We start from the raw sequence: 17,856 nt of genomic DNA on the forward strand, positions 1-17,856 counted from the left end.
TATGTAATCATAATAATCCCCTCCTACCCTATCGTGTGGTAAGTAGCTGGCCTCTATTTTTAGTCGCAGGCCGTTGGGTAGGTTTTCCGGAAACAGAAACTGCTGTACATCACTGGCAATTTCAATTTCCTTTCTCAAGGCTTCTTGCTCCAGCTGTTGCCTGGCGAGTTTTTTATTCTCAATAGCAACAATTATAATATTACTGAGCGCCTGAATAAAGCGCATACTACTCTTTTTGGCATCTTCCTCCTCCTCTTCAATATCGCCTACAAAAACCAGTGACAACAATGAAGATTTATGTGTAACGGGAATTACGAAATCAAATTCATTGAAAGCTTCGGACTCTCCATTAATTTTCGTCACCCCTTTATAACCCAAAAACTGATCCTCAAGCAAGGTGGCAAAACAGTCCATGTCGGTGCCGTAGTTTACTTTGCACTCCCACTCTTCATCTAGCACATAAAGTGCGAGCTTCTTAATTTTAAGATTTGCTCGGAGCGTAAAGTCATAAATTTTATACAGAGAACTTTCAGGGAGGTTGTTATTGATTGCCTGAGTAATCTCAAGCAATGCATTAAGCTCCAGCTCTTTTATGTTGTATTTATTTTGTAAAGAAAGTGTCTCCATATCAATTTTACACGCTTCATCACCCTCCAGACGTGCTTATTCAATATAATATTTTATTTGGGATTATTAAAGCCTGTGCTTTCTGCCCTTCCAATTGTAGTGACCAAAGTTAGCAGTCAAACCGAATAGTACAACATAAAACGGGTAGGTAATCTGAAGAAAAATAAAGGCCGGGAATGAAAACTTTGGCCCAGAAGTATTCATCACCGATTTAAGAAATATCCCTTCGGCCAGTAGCTTTAAAAATAAAAAGACAATGATCAACTCATGAGGAGTGACAATTAGACTTATGTAAGCCCAAATGATCGAAACATTAAACGCAAATACTGTTGCTGCCAATAAACTGTTTTTTATGCTTTTATAGGCCTTCCACTTACTGGCCCATCGCTTACGTTGGTTGTAAAAGTCTTTCCAAGTATGTTGTGCTGTGGTAAGTACAGCTGCACTATCTTGTTTTAAGAACGCTACTTTTCCTTTATAATGACGATAGATTTTATGCATTAAAAACTCATCGTCACCACTGGGCTGATCCAGGTTGTCGTTATACCCACCAACTTGATTGAAAGCTTTTTTGGTGAAAGCCAAATTAGCCCCATTACACATGCTTGGTAGTCCTAATCTAAGAGTGGAAGCACCGCTACCTATGAGACTGGCAAACTCAACCTGTTGCATTTTTTGAAAAAATGATTGTGGTTTAGCAAATGCGACAGCACCAAACACCATTTCAAGATTTTTTACTTCAAAGTAATAGCTGTAAATATGAAGCCAGCTAGATGGCACCTTACAATCAGCATCGGTAGTGACGATGACTTCACCTTTAGCCAAATCAATGCCTGTATTAATTGCAGCCTTCTTTCCTTCACCTTCAGTTGCATTTATCAATTTGAGATTAGGCCTGTCTATGTCTTTCAATACATGCTGCCATGTATCAGTAGAGTGATCATTAACCAGAATAACTTCATAATTTTCTTTCGGAAAGTTTAATCGATCAAGAGAAGCAATCAATGCTTTTAGGTTGTCGGCTTCATTACGAAATGGAATGATAATGCTGTAAAATAGCTTTGGCTCAATTCCTTTGATGTTGGGAGATGAGGTGCTAAACCAGCCATAGATCAATAACATCACAAAGCCACAATAAGCAAGGAGTATAGCTAACAGAACTGACATTTAGCGATCGACTTTGAGCTTCATAACTAAAGGTGTGCCTATTAATGTAGGCAGTAAAATATTGATCAGCCACAGCAAAAGGCTGGCAGCCAAAACGGGAATAAGGGGCACTTGAAAGTTATCAAAGTAATAGATTGCCGACACCTCTCTCACGCCTAAATCACTAAGAAAGTTAAAAGTAGGCAAAATTGATTTAGCCAGAAAAATCCAGGTTACCCCCGCAAGCTTAATTAGGGCATCAAGCTCTACAAACATCGATAACACCAGAAAAAACTGAAGTGTAAAAACCAGATATCTAACTATTGATAAGGAAAAAACATTAAGGAAATCCTTCACTTTGTAAGTAGATATAATGTCTATGTAATAAATCAGTTTGTTAAGCCATTTCCAGCCTGTCTTAAATTTTAATTTGAGTAGAGCAATGCCTGTGATTAATAGAGAGCTAAGTAAAATCAGGTACATACTCAAAAAAGAACTCCCTAACAGCACATAGACCCCAAGGCTACCAAAGATTAATGTAGCTGACATTTGTAATAGGCGGCCAAGCAGTACTGACCCTACCAACTTTGATCGCTCAGCTGAAGTGATTAGCAATACTCTACCGATATAAGTACCAATACCATGGGGGGTAATAAAACCAACACTTAAACCTGCCAGGACTCCCTTAAGCGCACCCATCATATGTAATCTGGTAATAGGTCTAACCAAAACCTGCCACTTCTTGGCTTCCAGCAACCAATTAAAAGGCATGAGAAAAATGACAGATATAAAGTATAGGTAATTACTATTTTCGAAAGCTTCCTCAAAAGCTGCTAATACCTTTTCGTTGAAATTATCTTCATCTTTCAACTTAAAAAAAACAAACAGTAAAATCCCGATAACCACCCCAAGTTTAGTCACGAAAAGAATCGAACGATATGTTTTTTTATTATGACTGCCCATATGTCTATATTGCAGATTGTGGGCAAAATAGATAAAAAACAGCAAAGCGAAACTATAATTCTGGGGCTAGATCCTGGCACAAGTGTAATGGGTTATGGACTCATATCGGTTAAGGGTCAGCAAATCAGTTTATTGCAGTTTGGTGTCATACATTTGAGTAAATACAAAAATCATGAAATAAAGCTCAAGAAGATTTTTGAGCGCGTAGTGAGTATAATTGACGACTATCACCCAGACGAGGTAGCATTAGAAGCTCCTTTTTATGGTAAAAACGTACAGTCTATGCTAAAATTAGGCAGGGCGCAGGGCGTGGCTATGGCTGCGGCACTTTCCCGCGACATTCCGATTACAGAGTATGCGCCTAAGAAAGTAAAACAATCTGTAACCAGTAATGGAAATGCCAGCAAAGAGCAAGTTGCCAATATGCTGATCAGCTTATTAAATATTAAAGAAGCACCTAAAATGCTTGATGCAACAGACGCTTTGGGGGTGGCAGTTTGCCATCATTTTCAGAAAGGCACTATCACCATGTCATCTAAAAGCTGGAAGGCATTTATCAGTGATAATCCGGGGAGAGTAAAATAGAGGTTCTTTTCTTCTAAAATCAGTAAAAAAAGTGATTTTTGCAGGCGATGGTAGATTACGAAAACAGATCATACGAGTCAGTTACTGACATTCGAAATAAAAACAAGGTCGATAAACTTTTTAAATTAATACCTGAAGATGTAAATACTGTAATTGACATCGGGTGTGGTAATGGGTTAATCACCAACGAATTAGGCAAGCACTACGATGTTTTAGGTGTTGATATCAACGAATCAAAGTTAAAGTTTGTAGAAACGAATAAACTTAAATCGTCTTGTGACAGCATACCTAAGCCTGACAAGTCTTTTGATATGGTCTTTTCCAGTGAAATGATCGAGCATCTTGATGACGATTTATTCAATCGCACCATGAACGAATTTGATAGGTTGTCAAAAAAATACATTCTAATCACCATCCCTAATAAGGAGCCTTTACACAAGCTGGTTGTGAAGTGTAAAAACTGCCATAAACTTTATCATAAAAACGGTCATCTAAGAAGCTTTGATACCAATTCTGTTAAAAGCCTTCATCCCAACTGGGAGGTAATTACTACAGAAGAGTTTGGGGGAAATGTGAGAAATTACCATAAAAGTCTGGCCTCACTTAAACATAAACTAACCCCTGCCGACTCGTGGATACCTAATTACTGGATTAAAAATCAGGGTGTCAATTATCATTTCTGTATTCATTGTATCCATAAAAACGAATTGAAGTATCGTTTTCATCCCATTTCATTTGCGCTTGATACTCTAAATATCATGACTACAGGCAAATCTAAAAGTCATTTACTGGCCTTATTTAAGAAGAGACAATAACATTGGGCGTTGTCAAAAAACATAGCATCCGTTTTACTTTTATTTACTACATAGGCGTAATTCTTGGTTATGTAAATACGGTTGTCCTCTTTCCAAGATTATTGGAACCCGACCAGTTTGGTCTAACACGAATTCTGCTATCAGTAGCAATTATAATTAGTCAGTTTGCACAGTTGGGCACACCGGGCATGGTGATAAGATATTACCCTGTTCTTAAGAATAAAGTTTTTTCTTTAGGAGCTCTAATTTGTGGAGCAGGGAGCTTAATCGTTTTGAGTATCATCACGATTTTTCAATCACCAATCAAATCTTTCTACACTGAAAATTCGACCCTGTTTACTGACTATTTTTACTTACTACTTCCATTTGGTGCCGCTATCGTTTTTTACAATTTATTTGATTCCTACTTAAGGGCATTATACAAAAATTCGGTTTCGACATTCTTATCTAATGTCGTGCTAAGGTTAATCTGGATGGCATTAATTATAGTTTACAGTTTTGACATCCTTTCTTTTGAGGTTTTTATAGCATTATATGCTTGCTCATATGCCGTCATTTCGTTGGTGAGTCTCATATATATAATTAAAATCGATAACCCCGGACTCACGTTACAATTTAACGAACAGGACAAAGGCTTTATCAATCAGATCAGAAGTTTTAACTTTTTCACTCTTTTAGCAGGCCTCTCCTCTTTTCTAATCAATAAAATAGACATACTCATGCTAGGTAGCCTCGAAGGACTGGAGATAGTAGGCCTTTATGCGATTGCAGCATATATGGGTATGGTTATTAGGGTGCCGGCAAGTTCTATAGCCCGGACAGCCCAAATATTAGTTTCAGAATCTTTTAAAAATAATGACTTAAAGTCGATTGCCTCACTATACACCAAATCATCCATTACGCAAATGATTTTGAGTGGCGGTATTTTCTTACTGATACTCTTAAATTATAACAACATCCTCTACCTGCTTCCGGAAGAATTTCGCGATAGCTACTTAATCTTCCTATTGTTGGGGCTTACACAGGTAATTGATTCTGCTATGGGAATCAATGGTTTTATCATGATTAACTCACAATATTATAAAGTAGAAACATTGTTTTCTTTTTCTCTGCTCATTCTGACAATTACCTCTAACCTGATTTTCATTCCTATGTATGGGGCTATTGGTGCAGCTTTAGCCACTTTGGGCTCCATCACTATTTATAATCTATTGAGACTTATTTTTATATGGTCGAGATTTAAAATGCAGCCATTTAGTTTTAAATCGCTCATTGGTCTACTAATCGGATTTGTAGCTTTTTTAATCAGTAATCAATTACCTGTCATGGGCTTTTTCATTGTAGATGCCATCGTACGGACAGCAGTTTTTAGCATACTATTTATACCCTTGGTCTACTATACCAAGCTCTCTCTTGATATCAATACCATGATAGAAAAGCTTTTTAGCCTTTTGAAAAAGTAGCGTAAAGGTTGATTAATTGCGCACTGGTGAGGTTCCAGTTCCATTTATTTGCCACAGCCTGCATGCCATTGCGACCCATTTCTTCAGCTGTCTCCGGATCATCATAAATTGCTATAATTTTAGCTGCCAAGTCGTCTTCATCATCGGCCTGATGTACTAAACCACAGTTTTCTTGTTTAATCACATTGGCCTGAGCGGTAGAGTCGCTCACCACAACAGGTTTACCAACCGCCATGTATTGAAAGATTTTATTAGCAAAAGTAGTATCATGGTGTGCATTACGCTTCAATGGAGAAATACAAACCGATGCCGATTTTACATAAGAAGGAAAGAGAGAAACATCCTGCCACCCTTCCATGACTACACTTTCTTGCAAGCCCAATTCAGTAATCAAAGATCGTAATACTTCATCTTCCGAATTGTTATTACCCACTAATACTAGCTTTGCATTATCGATATGCTTTAAAATTTTAGGCATCGCTTTTATAGCTGTATCGGTTCCTCTCCTGAGGCCGGTATCTCCCAGGTACAGAATTATAAATTCGTCACGAAATCTATCAACTATTTTCTGATCAACTGGATACTCGTTGTATATTTCCGGATGAATGGTATTAGGTACAACTATAATATCTTCTGAGGCTTTATTCTTATATTCTAACGAAGCCAGCTTAGCTTCTTCAGTTACAACCACGACTTTATCTGCCAGGCCAACGAACTCCTCTTGTTTTTTCTCCCATTTATCGGGACTGATGAGCAACCTGCCCTTCAGACTCTTTACATGGCCATAATGCCTCATTATTTCGGGTCGGTTTTCATGCAAATCTAAAACCAAGGGTAAACCTAGCTTTTTATTGACATCAAAAGCCGCCTGAGCAATAGCCATATCATGCACATGAATGACTTCAATATCATGGTTGATCAAAAATTCTCTGATTTTAGGAGCCATTAATTTTTGATAGGCTGAAATAGTGTAGGCAAGTGCCGACAGTTTATACTCTAATTTGTTTGACTTATAACGCCTAACCTGAATCCCATTAATGACCTCTTCGTCACTTGCCTCTCCGTAATGCAAGCAAAATAAAAATACTTCATGTCCTGCGTCAATAAGACTGATAGCCTCATTTTCTACCCTGGAATCGGGCGGAAATGTTTTATCTAAAATCATTCCTATACGCATAAAACAGTAGTTAATTAGAAAATTACCTTTATTTGCAGCTTGATCAAGCGGTAAAATAAATGAATGTATTTGTATTAACCACAGGCAGGACGGGATCTTTAAGTTTTGAGCGGGCTTGTAGTCATATCGAAAATTATACCGCAGCTCATGAGTCGAGATGCCAACTTCTTGGTGATGAGAGATTAAACTTTGCTGATAACCATATCGAGATAGACAATAGACTCTCCTGGTTTTTGGGAAGGCTGGGTGAAAAATATGGTGACAATGCTATTTATATTCACCTTCTTCGTGATGAGAAAAAAGTAGCTGCCAGCTATAAAAAACGCTGGAATAGAGAAACTAGCATTGTAAGAGCTTATGCTTACGGTATCTTAAAGAATCAGGAGCACCACATTGATGATCCGTATAACATCTGCCTTGATTATGCCGAAAATGTGAATACAAACATTCGCGATTTCCTGAAAGATAAATCTAAAACCATGACTTTCCATCTTGAGAATCTAGATAAAGATTTTAAGAAATTCTGGGAGCTAATCGATGCTAAAGGCAATTATGAAGCAGCACTCGAAGATTTTAAGTCAACCCATAATTATACCGGCTCTGACAGTAGCGATTACTCGCTTATAAACAAAACCTTACGCGTAATTAAAAAACTACCCTCTTTTATAAGAAACGCCTAACCTCCTCCACGAGCCGACTCACCTCTTCCTTACGAAGACCTGGAAAAAGAGGTATCGAAAGAATTTGGCTGGCTGCTTTTTCTGCACTTGGTAAATGCTCATTGGAATGATAGGCTTCAATTTGATGAATAGCCTTAGGGTAATGAATGGCTGTAGCTATGCCTTTTTCACTTAAGTGTTCCTTAAGCGCATCCCTCCTGCTAGACATAATTGTAAATAGATGAAAAACCCGACTTTCATTAGATGTAGGCAGTATTAAATCACAGTCTTTTAAACCTTCCAGATACTGATTGGCAAGTTGTGCACGTTCTGCATTCCATTGGTCCAGGTGTTTGAGTTTGAGCGACAAAACAGCGGCTTGTAATGTGTCTAATCGACTATTCCTTCCAACGGTCAGATGTTTATCTCTTACCTGTTGACCATGATCTGCTAGTAAGCGGATTTTGTCGCTTAAAGTATTGTCATTTGTAACTACAGCTCCTCCATCACCCAATGCACCAAGGTTTTTGGTTGGGTAAAAGCTAAAAGCCGAGGCATTACCAAAAGTACCTACCTTCTGTCCTTCTATGTGAGCCCCATGTGCCTGTGCACAGTCTTCGATTACTTTAATATCATGTTTTTTAGCCAAATGCATGATGGCCGGCATGTCACAGGGGACGCCATACAGGTGTACAGCCATAATCACCTTTGTATTTATGTTGATCAGAGGCTCGATCATTTCTGCGGATATGTTGTATCCATGAGCCGGGAGGTCTGCAAAAACAGGCTTGGCTCCCACTCTAATCACGACTTCTGCATTACTCACCCAGGTAAAGGAAGGAATTATGACTTCATCACCCGGGCCAATTTCCATTGCTTCAAGTACCAATTCAAGGGCATCTGTACCATTGCCGCAGCTTATGCAGTGCCGAGCACCCAGATAAGCAGCAAACTCTTCTTCAAATTGCTTCACTCTGGGCCCACCAACATACCATCCTTCCTCAACTACTTTTTGAGTAACTGCGTTTAACTCGTTCTGAATGTCTTGATGATGCCTTTTTAGTTCTAGAAATGGAATATTCATGATCTCTCTAATACCTTGACTAATTTCTCTGTAAGGTTTCTTCTGGTAAAATCACTGATGTCAGCATCAGCGTTTTTATTTCCGCTCTCATACTCATTCTGAAGTTTGAGGAGTGCTTTCTCAATCCCTGTTATATCATTTTCAGCTACTGCAACCCCCGCCCCTGTCTGGTTGATGATTTGGGCTGTATCACCAGATAGATCTCCCAACGATAATATAGGGCGCTGTGCAGCCAGGTATTCAAAGATTTTGCCCGGTATATTTCCTTTGGAATTGGCAGCATTCATAGGTAAACTCAAAAGCACAGCCGACTCTCGGTATAACCTTAAAACTTCACTATGTGGCACATATGGCTTGAAGCTCACCAGTTTTTTAAGCTCAACATCTGCCTTCACCTCTTCCTTTAAAGCCTCGTTTACGTTTCCGACAAACTCAAGCGGACAATCAATACCTTTTTGAGCAAGACTTTTAATAGCAGAAAGCACAGGTCGCGGATTACGCTGCTCATCAACCACACCAATATGCCGTATTATAAAGCTCTCCGGTTCTGTTTTTTCCTGGCTTTTAAATTCTTCATCGTCAAAGCCATTGGTAATCACATCAATATCTTTACCTGCCAGCTTTTTAAGCCCCTCAGCATAAAACTTACTTACGGTCACGATTTCATCTGCTTGCTGCAGAACCTTTTGCTCCAACTTTTGATGTCGGCTCCAGGCTAACTTAGACATGTGAAAACTTTCTAATAAACCCCATTGTGTCCAAGGGTCTCTGAAGTCGGCCACCCATTTTATATCTAACTTCTTTTTTAATTTAAGACCGATCAGGTGCATGCTGTGAGGCGGGCCGGTGGTGACTATCACATCGATGCCGTTTGAGGAAATGAGATCTTCGAGCACTTTTGCGGCCGGTTTAACCCAAAATCTGCGTGGGTCGGGTATAAAAAGATTACCTCTGATCCATAATAAGGCATTAGCCAACAATCCCTTTTTCTTTTTCTTTACCAGATCACTCTGCTGATTGCCTTTACCTTTAAATTTATTGATCAGACCATAAGGCTCCCATATAGGCAGTTTGTAAACCTCCACCTCCTTGGGTATATCATTTACAAGGCTTTGATCTTTTACTTCAAAGGATGGGTTTTCTGGTGTGAATACGTATGGCTGCCAACCAAACTGTGGTAGGTATTTAGCAAATTTAAGCCAGCGTTGTACGCCACTTCCGCCACTTGGAGGCCAGTAATAAGTTATGATCAGCACCTTCTTCATGTGGTCACAAATATAGAATAATCAATGTGTAATGAATTTTGTAAAGGAAGGAAGTTCTATTTATAGTGGTAAAACCTGGCCAAATATTTAGTATTTACACCTATATAATAAAGGCTGACCAAAGCAACATTCAGAAACTGCTGTCTGAGCACGCCATTCTTTACAAATCGCCTCGAAGAAGATATTATTGGCGTATTCAATTTCACAAAAGAACCTCTTCTTTTGATTCGCCTTACCATATCAATATCCTCCATAATTGGGATTTCTCTAAAGCCATTAAGTTTTTCAAAAACCGTCCTTTTTATAAATAAACCCTGATCACCATATGTGAAAACAGAAAAATTAAGCTTACTCATAGTAGAGTAAAAGCCTAATAACCTGTTTTTATAATCAAATGATAAGTAAAAACTACCGGCATCATAAGTTTTTAATACACGAGGTATTTGTGCAAAATCGGCCTGAGATACATTACTATCGGCATGTAGAAAAAGTAAAACTTCATGTTTCGCCTTTTTGGCACCAAAATTCATCTGTCTCGCTCTCCCCATTTTACTTTCGTAAAAATCCACATCATGTTTACGCGCTATTTTTTGTGTATCATCTTCACTACCACCATCCACCACGATTATTTGCCCAACTACGTCTTCTCGGATCAATATTGGAAGAAGTTTTTTTAAGTTGGATGACTCGTTAAGCGCAGGAATAATTACTGAAATCATTTATTTAAAAGTGCCGATGCAACCATTTGTTCAAATCGTGAGTCTTAGTGATGTGTGTTCTAATGCGGACAGTTAAAAAGTCCATAATCGATCACATTTAAGCAAAAATATGGGTTTTATAACGATAAAAAGCAATGGCACAGACATTGTAAAATAAACGACATGCCTCGGTATCTCGACAAACGAACCATAACCATTATTCTGGGAATTATAGTTGCAGCACTAATCATCTTTAGTACCAGCTCATATGCTATATCCTACCCTGATTTATCAGGTTTTGAGCCCCAACCAGTAGAAATAAAAATCACCAATATACTCCACCAACTTAAAACCAAACTTCCACTACTATGAAATCTTTGGCCTACTCAATGATCGCTTTGCTTTTTCCATTTGTGCTACAAGCACAGGATGAATATAAGCTTAACAAGGAATACGAAATAAACCTCAATGGCACACTTAGCTTAAATACCAACGATGCCAATGTAAAAATTACAGGAAGCAACCGAAGTAATGTAGCGCTGAAAGTTTACAGAAAGATCACTACAAAAGGCGTCTCTTGGGGAGACAAGAGTTTTTCTATAGAAGTAGAACAGAAAAATGGTAATCTGGATATCTATGAAAAATCAGAAGGGTCACACTTTAGTGTAGCTGGCTACGTGCGTGAAGAGTACACCATAGATATTGACGTACCTCTGGGCATTAGTCTCGATATTAATGGGGATGATGATGATTACCTGATTAATAATATCAAAGGGTCTATTGCCCTAAAATTGGATGATGGAGATGTGGAGTTAAATAACTGTGGTGGTTCATCTTTTGATTTTAATGCGGATGATGCCGATATCTCTATGAGAGGAGGCTCCGGGTCTATTAAAATAAGGCAGGATGAAGGTGAGGTAAATATTAAGAATGCTGCCTTTTCAGAAATTGATGCCACCATGGATGATGGCGATATGGTCATCGAGACAAGTTTGGCCAGTGATGGTTCTTATTATTTTAAGGCCGATGATGGCGATATTGTATTGAGTGTACTTAGTGGCGGTGGCAATTTTTTGATCGATCATGATGACTCAAGGCTCTATACCTCTGGCAACTTTACCATGATGAAGAAAGACGATAATCACACCGAACTCAAGTTAGGTGATGGGTCGGCCTTAGTGAAAATTCGGGTTGACGATGCTTCTATCAGAATAAACAGCAACTAATCTTTAGTTGACCTGTGAGTCGAAGGGCTTTTTGTGAATGATAATTTCTCTCTCCTCGCCATTGAGTTGCAAATCGCCCACATACTTTTGAGGGGTAGGCCTATTTAGCGATAAGACGAGCAATAGAAACATATAGCCTACTATAAATACTGAAGACGTGGTAAGGTAAAGGCCCACAATCATTAAAATACTACCCCCCTCAATAAATGACCAAAACACCAACGAACTGGTGAAATAGGCTTTTAATTTCTTTTGAAAATCATCTATTGTCCTGGCGTTTTTAAGGTTACGCTTATGCAAATAATAACCAATCGCCAAATCTGCAACGCTGATAGCCACCAATAAAATAATGATTACCTTATCATCGATACCGGTATCTAAAGCCGGTGAGAAAGCTCTGTTTTTAATTTCTAAAAACAAGTAAATAAAAACGGCTAAAGGCACTGCCAGCATGGCGTGAAATATAAAGCCTAACTTGTTGTGAAAATCTTCGGGACTTTTGAATTGCATATATTGGTACGTCAAAACTAAGAAATTACTTTATCCGAAAACAATTATCATTATTTTTGTAAGATGGTGGGTGTAGAAAACATAAGCAGAAAAGAGCAGGTGATAAGAACTGCCGCAGAGCTTTTTAAAGATAAAGGCTACGTGGCTACCTCTATGCGCGATCTTGCCCAGGCCCTGGGTATAGAAGCAGCCAGCTTATATTCTCACATAAAATCGAAAGAAGAAATACTACAAAGCCTGTGTTTCGAGATGGCTGAGCTCTTTAGAGACTCTCTCAGTGGTGTAGAAGAAGCAGATATCTCCTTTAGCGAGAAGCTAAGAAAGGGAATTCTTGGTCATATTGAAGTGATGGCCAAAGACCTTACGGCATCAGCAGTGTTTATGAATGAGCACCGACACCTAAGTGCCGATCATTTAAAAAGATTTCTATTACTGAGAATAAATTATATCAATCGGTTTAAAAAAATTATAGAGGGCGGCATCAGCGCTGGTGAGTTCAGACCATTAGACACTAAATTGGCCGTGATGACCCTTTTCTCATCATTAAACTGGATGCCCAATTGGTACGATCCCTCAGGGATTATTAACCCCATAGAGCTGGGAAATCAGTTGGCCGATATGTTGATTGAGGGCTTGAAAACTAAATAAGTGATCATTTTGTTGTAAACTTGAATAACAAAAATCAAGATATATGTACGGAGGAGGAAATACTTTTGAGTCAGCTAAATTTGAAGGTCTTGAAAACGAAGATCCTCAAAAACTAGCTGAGTTTGAAGCGCGCATCGAGCGTGGAGAAAAAATCGAACCTAGTGATTGGATGCCTAAGCTGTATCGCAAGCAACTTATCAGAATGATAGAGCAGCATGCGCACAGTGAAATCATCGGAGCTTTACCTGAGGGTACATGGATAACCAGAGCACCTGGCTTTAAAAGAAAGTTGGCACTTATGGCCAAAGTTCAGGATGAGGTAGGTCACGCACAGTTGTTATACAGTGCGGCTGAAACCTTGGGCAAACCTCGTGAAGCAATGATCGATGACCTAATCACCGGTAAATCAAAATACTCCAACATATTTAATTACCCTGCTTTTACATGGGCAGACTCATGCTTCATCAGTTGGTTGGTAGATGCTGGCGCTATTGTAAACCAGTTGGCCAATGCACGCGGAAGCTACGGCCCTTATTGCCGAGCTTTAGATAGAATTTGTGCAGAAGAGTCTTTCCACCTAAAATATGGACACCATTGTGTGATACACATGGCTACAGGTTCTGAAAAGCAGAGAGAAATGATGCAGGCTGCCATTAACAGGTGGTGGGGACCAATGATGCACTTTTTCGGACCACCAGATAAAGTTTCTGTACATACAGAAGTGTTGATGAAGTGGAAAGTAAAAATGGCGAGTAATGATGACTGCAGAAATCAATTCCTCGACATGTACGTGCCTAAAATCTGGGAGCTTGGTTTAACCATTCCAGATCCTAATTTGAAGAAAAACGAAGACACCGGCCGTTGGGAATACACCGAGCCGGATTGGGAAGAATTTAAGCGTGTAATTAACGGTGACGGACCTTGCAACAAAGAGAGACTTGCCGTAAGAAGAACTGCCGAAGAGCGTGGCGCATGGGTGAGAAAAGCCCTACTTGCACCGAAGACAGAGTATGTCGCTCCATTAGCTTAATATTTCTCAATTTTCAAGATCATATAAAAGAAAGGATCGCACTTAATAATGCGATCTTTTTTTTGGCCTGCCAAAAGGTGCATCTGCTATTCTTATAGCAAAAAAATGATCTAATGCATTCGATTGCATAACCATCAATAAAATGACATCTTTGCAGGTGTCAATTTTTACCTGATATAAGGTCTTAGCTTACGCTAAGGCTTTTTTAACAAATAGAAAGTCGCAAGAATTTATACATGGAATCATTAGACCCTAGAGTATCACGACTGAATATTGATGAGAACGCCTCGTTATCACCAAAGGCACCACTCGATCAGTTCGGAACATTTGAAGTTTTTGTACAGCTCAAAGAAGGCAAGCAATACAAGCATGAGGGCGCAGTACATGCCCCTAACAGAGATATGGCTTTTATTTTTGCCAAAGAGCAATTTAGTCGCAGACTTATGTGCAGCGGTCTTTTTGTAGTAGATACGCGCAATGTTTTCGTTACTGAATATACCGAAGACACGGTAAATGTATATGAAAAAGTAGCCGACAATGCCGATGCGCAAGGCGAGGCTCAGGAGTTTGAGTTTTTTCACCTTATGAAAAGAGGTAAGCAGCATGAGCATATTGGTAGCATAGAAGCCCAGAGTGCCGAGCAGGCACTGGTCATGGCTAAATCTGAGTTTATCAATAGCGATAAACCGATATATAATGTATGGGTAGTAAAAACTAATGATATTTTATTTTCATCAGAGGAAGACAAGGTGATTTGGAATACGCTTCCGGAAAAGAAATTTAGAGATGCCATAGCATATAAAGCCGCAGACAAGGTAAAGGCGTTTAAAATAAGACAGCATAAATAATGAACCAGACAGCACTAAAAGAATTACTATATAAGATCGCTGACGATCAGTTGATATTAGGCCATAGAAACTCTGAGTGGACAGGCATGGGCCCATTGCTGGAAGAAGATATCGCTTTTTCTTCTATGGCACAGGATAAAGTAGGCCAAAGCCATGCAATCTACCAGATACTGCATGAGATAGGCGAAGGTGAGCCAGATCAGGTAGCATTTATGCGCAATGCTGAGCAATTTCATAACTGCCAGATGGTGGAGCTACCCAATGGAGAGTACGACTTCAGCCTGATGCGTCATTTCTTATACGATACCGCTGAGGCGATCAGATTTGATATGCTCACGAAATCATCTTATGAGCCACTTGCTCTGCTAGCAAAAAAAATACAAGGCGAGTTACGCTACCACACCATGCATGCCAAAACATGGATAAAACAATTAGGTACAGCAACAGAAGAAAGTAAAAGTAGGCTACAAACCAGTTTTAATGAGCTTTTTCCTTATGCTTTGGGCATGTTTGAGCAATCTCCTTACGAAAACGACATCATCGCTGACGGTATCTTTCCTGGGGAAGAAGCGCTGAAAGAAAAATGGATGGCTCGTGTTGAGGAAATAATAGGCCAGACTGATTTAAAGATGCCAGAAGTATCTGAAGCGAAATTAGGTGGCAGAAAAGGTGAACACACTGAATACCTCCAACCGTTACTTGATGAAATGTCAGAAGTTTTCAAAATCGACCCTACCGCTGACTGGTAATACGATTTGGGATTTTAGATTTAAGAAGTGGAATTTTAGATTTTAGAAGGAAGCGTCAAGGAACTAACCTATCGCTAATTTGTTTTAATAAGTGAATTAAGCCTTTGCAAAATTGAATGAAGTAATAAATAAAGAGCAGGTACTTGATTGGCTGGATGAAGTGAAAGATCCTGAGATACCTGTAATTTCTCTGATAGATTTAGGAGTAATCACCAATGTTGACATAACTGATAATAAGGTAACTGTTGACATGACTCCCACATTTGTGGGCTGCCCTGCCATGGACTACATGAAGCAGGACGTGGTTGACGTACTTACCAAGCATGGTGTAGATAATGTGGAAGTAAACATCAGCTTTAAAGAATCGTGGAACTCCAATAAGATCACCGATAAAGGCAGAAAGGCACTTCATGATTTTGGCCTCGCCCCTCCCCCAAAGCACAACCTACAGGTAGATATCGATATACTTGAGCATGTGGAATGCCCTAATTGTGGCAGCGACAACACCATACTTAAAACCCCTTTCGGCCCTACAGCCTGCCGCTCTATACACCACTGCGACAGCTGCCACGAGACGTTTGAGCAGTTTAAGCCTTTGTAAAGCGTACAACCGGATTTACAAAACCTTTGTAAGATTTAATTTTAGCTGCAATTTCTTACTTTTGGATTGAATTTTAAGTTATATCAAACACTCGGTGTAGTTTAGCCGATTGTTGGGCTCAATTACTCGCATGTCGCAAGAGAACATATCAAACACCGTGCTTATAGACAACCTCTACGATTCTGCAGGTGAGCATTTGAGGAACACTGTAACGGACTGGACGAACCACGAACTATGGAGTGATGCTGTAGATGAATTGGATGCCAACGAACGTGCAGTGTATCTAATTGGAGTACTCAACCAACAAGTAATGAACGGAGGTTTCATCCAATATTTCGACAACTCATATGGGATGTTTGGTTATGAAACTCTGAGAGTCCTGCGAACAGTTGGAGCTGTAAATTCGGCTAACTTATTGGAACTAGCCCTTAAGATTGTTAACCGCGAACAACTAACACCAGATCAATTCTCAAAGTACATTGCGACCAACATCGTAGCAGATGAACTTGGTGACGAACTTGATCAACTAGATGAACAATACTACAAACTTGAGAACACGGAATACCTAGAAGAACTTCTAGCGAACTGGATAAAAACTGAGCCCAACAAGCGTTGGCAAGCATACAAGAGCAAGACCTAATGAATAAAATAACTCTCCTTCTCTTCTTTTTGACTATTGTTTCATGTAACTCAAAATCAAATAATGACTCTGAATCTAATAAGCCGAAATGGAAACAAGTCAGAACTGAGTCAATTCAATATATACCACAACAAGGTGACCTAACTAAAATTCTGATTTCAACATTTGATACAGGAGGTGAGCTCGTTACCGACACTACTATAATTTATCAAGCTTTCAAGGACACCCTCCTAATTGAAGAAATTAAGTTTAATTTATTTATGGGTGACACCACGAAATGGCGACATCGAGTTATGCAATATGATATAAACGGCAATAAAATACATGAGATAGATTCAGTGAATGGTACATTAAGAGGCAAGTATTCATACTATTTTGAAAAAGGTCTTCTTACCAAATCGAACACATTAGGTCTAATTCCACAGTTAGAGGTTGTAAATGGACAAATGAAAACAAATGGGTTTGATACCATTCAATTTGAACGATTTGAATATTACGATTCGGGTATTAACCATAAAACCATAACAGTCGAAGAAAATAAATTAAAATCGAAGCTCACTCAGAATGTTTCTTTTGATACAACATACACTTTTCACGAATACGATGGTTCGAACCGACTTCAACGAAGTATTTCTGTCGTGGATTCGGACACAACTTCCATTTCAGTTTTTGAATACGATGAATCAGGTAATGAAATCAAATTTATTCTCGCCACCGAATCGGATGGTTTTCATATAATACAATCTAAATTTGATGAACTGAATAACAAAGTATCCGAAACCTTTCAAGATGATGTAATGACTCAGCGAACTGAATTCATTTATGAAAACAATGGAAGAGTTATTCAAAGGAAAATTTATGAACTAGATACGCTTGCCAACGTGATGAATGATCGCATGCGCTAAAGTGCTGTTCAGGTCGGTTCGTGCGAAGGACCGCTCTTCTGTGTTTAGAGCTTACTCCTATTTCGGTAGTTCTTCCTTGAGCTTCTGGTAGCTTTTCAGGCTCACTCAAGTTCGGCCAGGCTGTGAAGAGAATGTGCTTTGCCTTGGGTCGGTGCTATTTGAACATAAACACAGAATTACTCATACACACAATTCATGCCGCACAACCCCTCGTGAA

The 17,856-nt window shown here is 39.1% G+C and carries 20 protein-coding genes and 1 pseudogene; 13 read left to right on the forward strand and 8 right to left on the reverse strand.

Annotated elements, in window-relative coordinates; all coding sequences use genetic code 11:
* From E1176_RS16935 to E1176_RS16945, 3 genes and pseudogenes are all read right to left on the reverse strand, one after another.
* A pseudogene (locus E1176_RS16935) lies at positions 1-627 on the reverse strand (hypothetical protein); the annotation flags it as partial.
* A gap of 66 nt (positions 628-693) precedes the next feature.
* Positions 694-1,794, reverse strand: coding sequence for a glycosyltransferase (locus tag E1176_RS16940; protein WP_155212221.1), 1,101 nt, complete (start codon positions 1,792-1,794; stop codon positions 694-696).
* Complete coding sequence (locus E1176_RS16945) at positions 1,795-2,694, reverse strand: lysylphosphatidylglycerol synthase domain-containing protein (protein WP_222933170.1); 900 nt, start codon at positions 2,692-2,694, stop codon at positions 1,795-1,797. It abuts the gene before it with no gap.
* A gap of 42 nt (positions 2,695-2,736) precedes the next feature.
* On the opposite strand from E1176_RS16945, the gene ruvC reads away from it, so the two are divergent.
* From ruvC to E1176_RS16960, 3 genes are read left to right on the forward strand one after another with little or no spacing between them, the layout of a single operon-like run.
* Entirely contained in the window at positions 2,737-3,321 is a 585-nt protein-coding gene (ruvC, locus tag E1176_RS16950; protein ID WP_155212225.1) for a crossover junction endodeoxyribonuclease RuvC, read from the forward strand.
* 47 nt (positions 3,322-3,368) lie between these two features.
* Entirely contained in the window at positions 3,369-4,136 is a 768-nt protein-coding gene (locus E1176_RS16955) for a class I SAM-dependent methyltransferase (protein WP_246206114.1), read from the forward strand.
* A 2-nt stretch (positions 4,137-4,138) separates the two neighbouring features.
* Complete coding sequence (locus tag E1176_RS16960; protein WP_155212229.1) at positions 4,139-5,599, forward strand: lipopolysaccharide biosynthesis protein; 1,461 nt, start codon at positions 4,139-4,141, stop codon at positions 5,597-5,599.
* Here E1176_RS16960 and E1176_RS16965 read toward each other — a convergent pair.
* Positions 5,580-6,776 carry a glycosyltransferase family 4 protein gene (locus E1176_RS16965; protein ID WP_155212231.1) on the reverse strand — a complete coding sequence of 399 codons (1,197 nt, stop codon included), beginning with the start codon at positions 6,774-6,776 and terminating at the stop codon, positions 5,580-5,582. The two genes, E1176_RS16960 and E1176_RS16965, sit on opposite strands and share 20 nt — an antisense overlap.
* 59 nt (positions 6,777-6,835) lie before the next feature.
* Here E1176_RS16965 and E1176_RS16970 point away from each other — a divergent pair, with 59 nt between their 5' ends.
* A complete protein-coding gene (locus E1176_RS16970; RefSeq protein ID WP_185152863.1) occupies positions 6,836-7,456 on the forward strand; it encodes a hypothetical protein in 621 nt (206 codons plus the stop codon).
* Here E1176_RS16970 and E1176_RS16975 read toward each other — a convergent pair.
* The 3 genes from E1176_RS16975 to E1176_RS16985 are packed head-to-tail and all read right to left on the reverse strand — an operon-like array spanning position 7,440 to position 10,503.
* Entirely contained in the window at positions 7,440-8,519 is a 1,080-nt protein-coding gene (locus E1176_RS16975) for a DegT/DnrJ/EryC1/StrS family aminotransferase (protein ID WP_155212233.1), read from the reverse strand. The two genes, E1176_RS16970 and E1176_RS16975, sit on opposite strands and share 17 nt — an antisense overlap.
* Complete coding sequence (locus E1176_RS16980; RefSeq protein WP_155212235.1) at positions 8,516-9,784, reverse strand: glycosyltransferase family 4 protein; 1,269 nt, start codon at positions 9,782-9,784, stop codon at positions 8,516-8,518. The genes E1176_RS16975 and E1176_RS16980 overlap by 4 nt, the downstream gene beginning before the upstream one ends.
* A 56-nt stretch (positions 9,785-9,840) precedes the next feature.
* The gene (locus E1176_RS16985) at positions 9,841-10,503 is read right to left on the reverse strand and encodes a TIGR04283 family arsenosugar biosynthesis glycosyltransferase (protein ID WP_155212237.1); all 663 of its coding nucleotides are present in this window, start codon (positions 10,501-10,503) and stop codon (positions 9,841-9,843) included.
* 162 nt (positions 10,504-10,665) lie between these two features.
* On the opposite strand from E1176_RS16985, the gene E1176_RS16990 reads away from it, so the two are divergent.
* Together E1176_RS16990 and E1176_RS16995 are read left to right on the forward strand one after the other, a co-directional pair.
* Positions 10,666-10,854 (forward strand): hypothetical protein, encoded by a 189-nt coding sequence (locus tag E1176_RS16990; RefSeq protein ID WP_155212239.1) that lies wholly within the window; start codon positions 10,666-10,668, stop codon positions 10,852-10,854.
* Positions 10,851-11,708: a DUF4097 family beta strand repeat-containing protein gene (locus E1176_RS16995; RefSeq protein WP_155212240.1), complete on the forward strand. Its 858-nt coding sequence runs from the start codon at positions 10,851-10,853 to the stop codon at positions 11,706-11,708. The genes E1176_RS16990 and E1176_RS16995 overlap by 4 nt, the downstream gene beginning before the upstream one ends.
* A 3-nt stretch (positions 11,709-11,711) precedes the next feature.
* On the opposite strand, the gene E1176_RS17000 is transcribed toward E1176_RS16995, so the two are convergent.
* Positions 11,712-12,218, reverse strand: a complete 507-nt coding sequence (locus E1176_RS17000; RefSeq protein WP_155212242.1) for a hypothetical protein — start codon at positions 12,216-12,218, stop codon at positions 11,712-11,714.
* A gap of 63 nt (positions 12,219-12,281) precedes the next feature.
* Here E1176_RS17000 and E1176_RS17005 point away from each other — a divergent pair, with 63 nt between their 5' ends.
* The 7 genes from E1176_RS17005 (at position 12,282) to E1176_RS17035 (ending at position 17,639) form a co-directional block, all read left to right on the forward strand.
* A complete protein-coding gene (locus tag E1176_RS17005) occupies positions 12,282-12,866 on the forward strand; it encodes a TetR/AcrR family transcriptional regulator (protein WP_155212244.1) in 585 nt (194 codons plus the stop codon).
* 43 nt (positions 12,867-12,909) lie between these two features.
* Positions 12,910-13,896 carry a 1,2-phenylacetyl-CoA epoxidase subunit PaaA gene (gene paaA / locus E1176_RS17010; protein WP_155212246.1) on the forward strand — a complete coding sequence of 329 codons (987 nt, stop codon included), beginning with the start codon at positions 12,910-12,912 and terminating at the stop codon, positions 13,894-13,896.
* A gap of 236 nt (positions 13,897-14,132) precedes the next feature.
* A complete protein-coding gene (locus E1176_RS17015) occupies positions 14,133-14,744 on the forward strand; it encodes a phenylacetic acid degradation b (RefSeq protein WP_155212247.1) in 612 nt (203 codons plus the stop codon).
* Complete coding sequence (paaC, locus tag E1176_RS17020) at positions 14,744-15,493, forward strand: 1,2-phenylacetyl-CoA epoxidase subunit PaaC (protein ID WP_155212248.1); 750 nt, start codon at positions 14,744-14,746, stop codon at positions 15,491-15,493. The genes E1176_RS17015 and paaC overlap by 1 nt, the downstream gene beginning before the upstream one ends.
* Before the next feature lie 112 nt (positions 15,494-15,605).
* A complete protein-coding gene (gene paaD / locus E1176_RS17025; protein ID WP_155212249.1) occupies positions 15,606-16,094 on the forward strand; it encodes a 1,2-phenylacetyl-CoA epoxidase subunit PaaD in 489 nt (162 codons plus the stop codon).
* A gap of 130 nt (positions 16,095-16,224) precedes the next feature.
* Positions 16,225-16,734, forward strand: a complete 510-nt coding sequence (locus tag E1176_RS17030) for a DMP19 family protein (protein ID WP_155212250.1) — start codon at positions 16,225-16,227, stop codon at positions 16,732-16,734.
* Positions 16,734-17,639 (forward strand): hypothetical protein, encoded by a 906-nt coding sequence (locus tag E1176_RS17035; RefSeq protein ID WP_155212251.1) that lies wholly within the window; start codon positions 16,734-16,736, stop codon positions 17,637-17,639. Before E1176_RS17030 ends, E1176_RS17035 begins: the two co-directional genes overlap by 1 nt.
* Positions 17,640-17,856: the final 217 nt, after the last annotated feature.

The organism is Fulvivirga aurantia (assembly GCF_009711475.1).
GTDB classification, from domain to species: Bacteria; Bacteroidota; Bacteroidia; order Cytophagales; family Cyclobacteriaceae; genus Fulvivirga; species Fulvivirga aurantia.

What these genes read in the sequence shown, in the direction of transcription:
- E1176_RS16940 (WP_155212221.1), bottom strand. Translation starts at nt 1,794, where the DNA reads ATGTCAGTTCTGTTAGCTATACTCCTTGCTTATTGTGGCTTTGTGATG.
- ruvC (WP_155212225.1), top strand. Translation starts at nt 2,737, where the DNA reads ATGTCTATATTGCAGATTGTGGGCAAAATAGATAAAAAACAGCAAAGC.
- E1176_RS16955 (WP_246206114.1), top strand. Translation starts at nt 3,369, where the DNA reads ATGGTAGATTACGAAAACAGATCATACGAGTCAGTTACTGACATTCGA.
- E1176_RS16965 (WP_155212231.1), bottom strand. Translation starts at nt 6,776, where the DNA reads ATGCGTATAGGAATGATTTTAGATAAAACATTTCCGCCCGATTCCAGG.
- E1176_RS16970 (WP_185152863.1), top strand. Translation starts at nt 6,836, where the DNA reads ATGAATGTATTTGTATTAACCACAGGCAGGACGGGATCTTTAAGTTTT.
- E1176_RS16975 (WP_155212233.1), bottom strand. Translation starts at nt 8,519, where the DNA reads ATGAATATTCCATTTCTAGAACTAAAAAGGCATCATCAAGACATTCAG.
- E1176_RS16980 (WP_155212235.1), bottom strand. Translation starts at nt 9,784, where the DNA reads ATGAAGAAGGTGCTGATCATAACTTATTACTGGCCTCCAAGTGGCGGA.
- E1176_RS16985 (WP_155212237.1), bottom strand. Translation starts at nt 10,503, where the DNA reads ATGATTTCAGTAATTATTCCTGCGCTTAACGAGTCATCCAACTTAAAA.
- E1176_RS16990 (WP_155212239.1), top strand. Translation starts at nt 10,666, where the DNA reads ATGCCTCGGTATCTCGACAAACGAACCATAACCATTATTCTGGGAATT.
- E1176_RS16995 (WP_155212240.1), top strand. Translation starts at nt 10,851, where the DNA reads ATGAAATCTTTGGCCTACTCAATGATCGCTTTGCTTTTTCCATTTGTG.
- E1176_RS17000 (WP_155212242.1), bottom strand. Translation starts at nt 12,218, where the DNA reads ATGCAATTCAAAAGTCCCGAAGATTTTCACAACAAGTTAGGCTTTATA.
- E1176_RS17005 (WP_155212244.1), top strand. Translation starts at nt 12,282, where the DNA reads ATGGTGGGTGTAGAAAACATAAGCAGAAAAGAGCAGGTGATAAGAACT.
- paaA (WP_155212246.1), top strand. Translation starts at nt 12,910, where the DNA reads ATGTACGGAGGAGGAAATACTTTTGAGTCAGCTAAATTTGAAGGTCTT.
- E1176_RS17015 (WP_155212247.1), top strand. Translation starts at nt 14,133, where the DNA reads ATGGAATCATTAGACCCTAGAGTATCACGACTGAATATTGATGAGAAC.
- paaC (WP_155212248.1), top strand. Translation starts at nt 14,744, where the DNA reads ATGAACCAGACAGCACTAAAAGAATTACTATATAAGATCGCTGACGAT.
- E1176_RS17030 (WP_155212250.1), top strand. Translation starts at nt 16,225, where the DNA reads ATGTCGCAAGAGAACATATCAAACACCGTGCTTATAGACAACCTCTAC.
- E1176_RS17035 (WP_155212251.1), top strand. Translation starts at nt 16,734, where the DNA reads ATGAATAAAATAACTCTCCTTCTCTTCTTTTTGACTATTGTTTCATGT.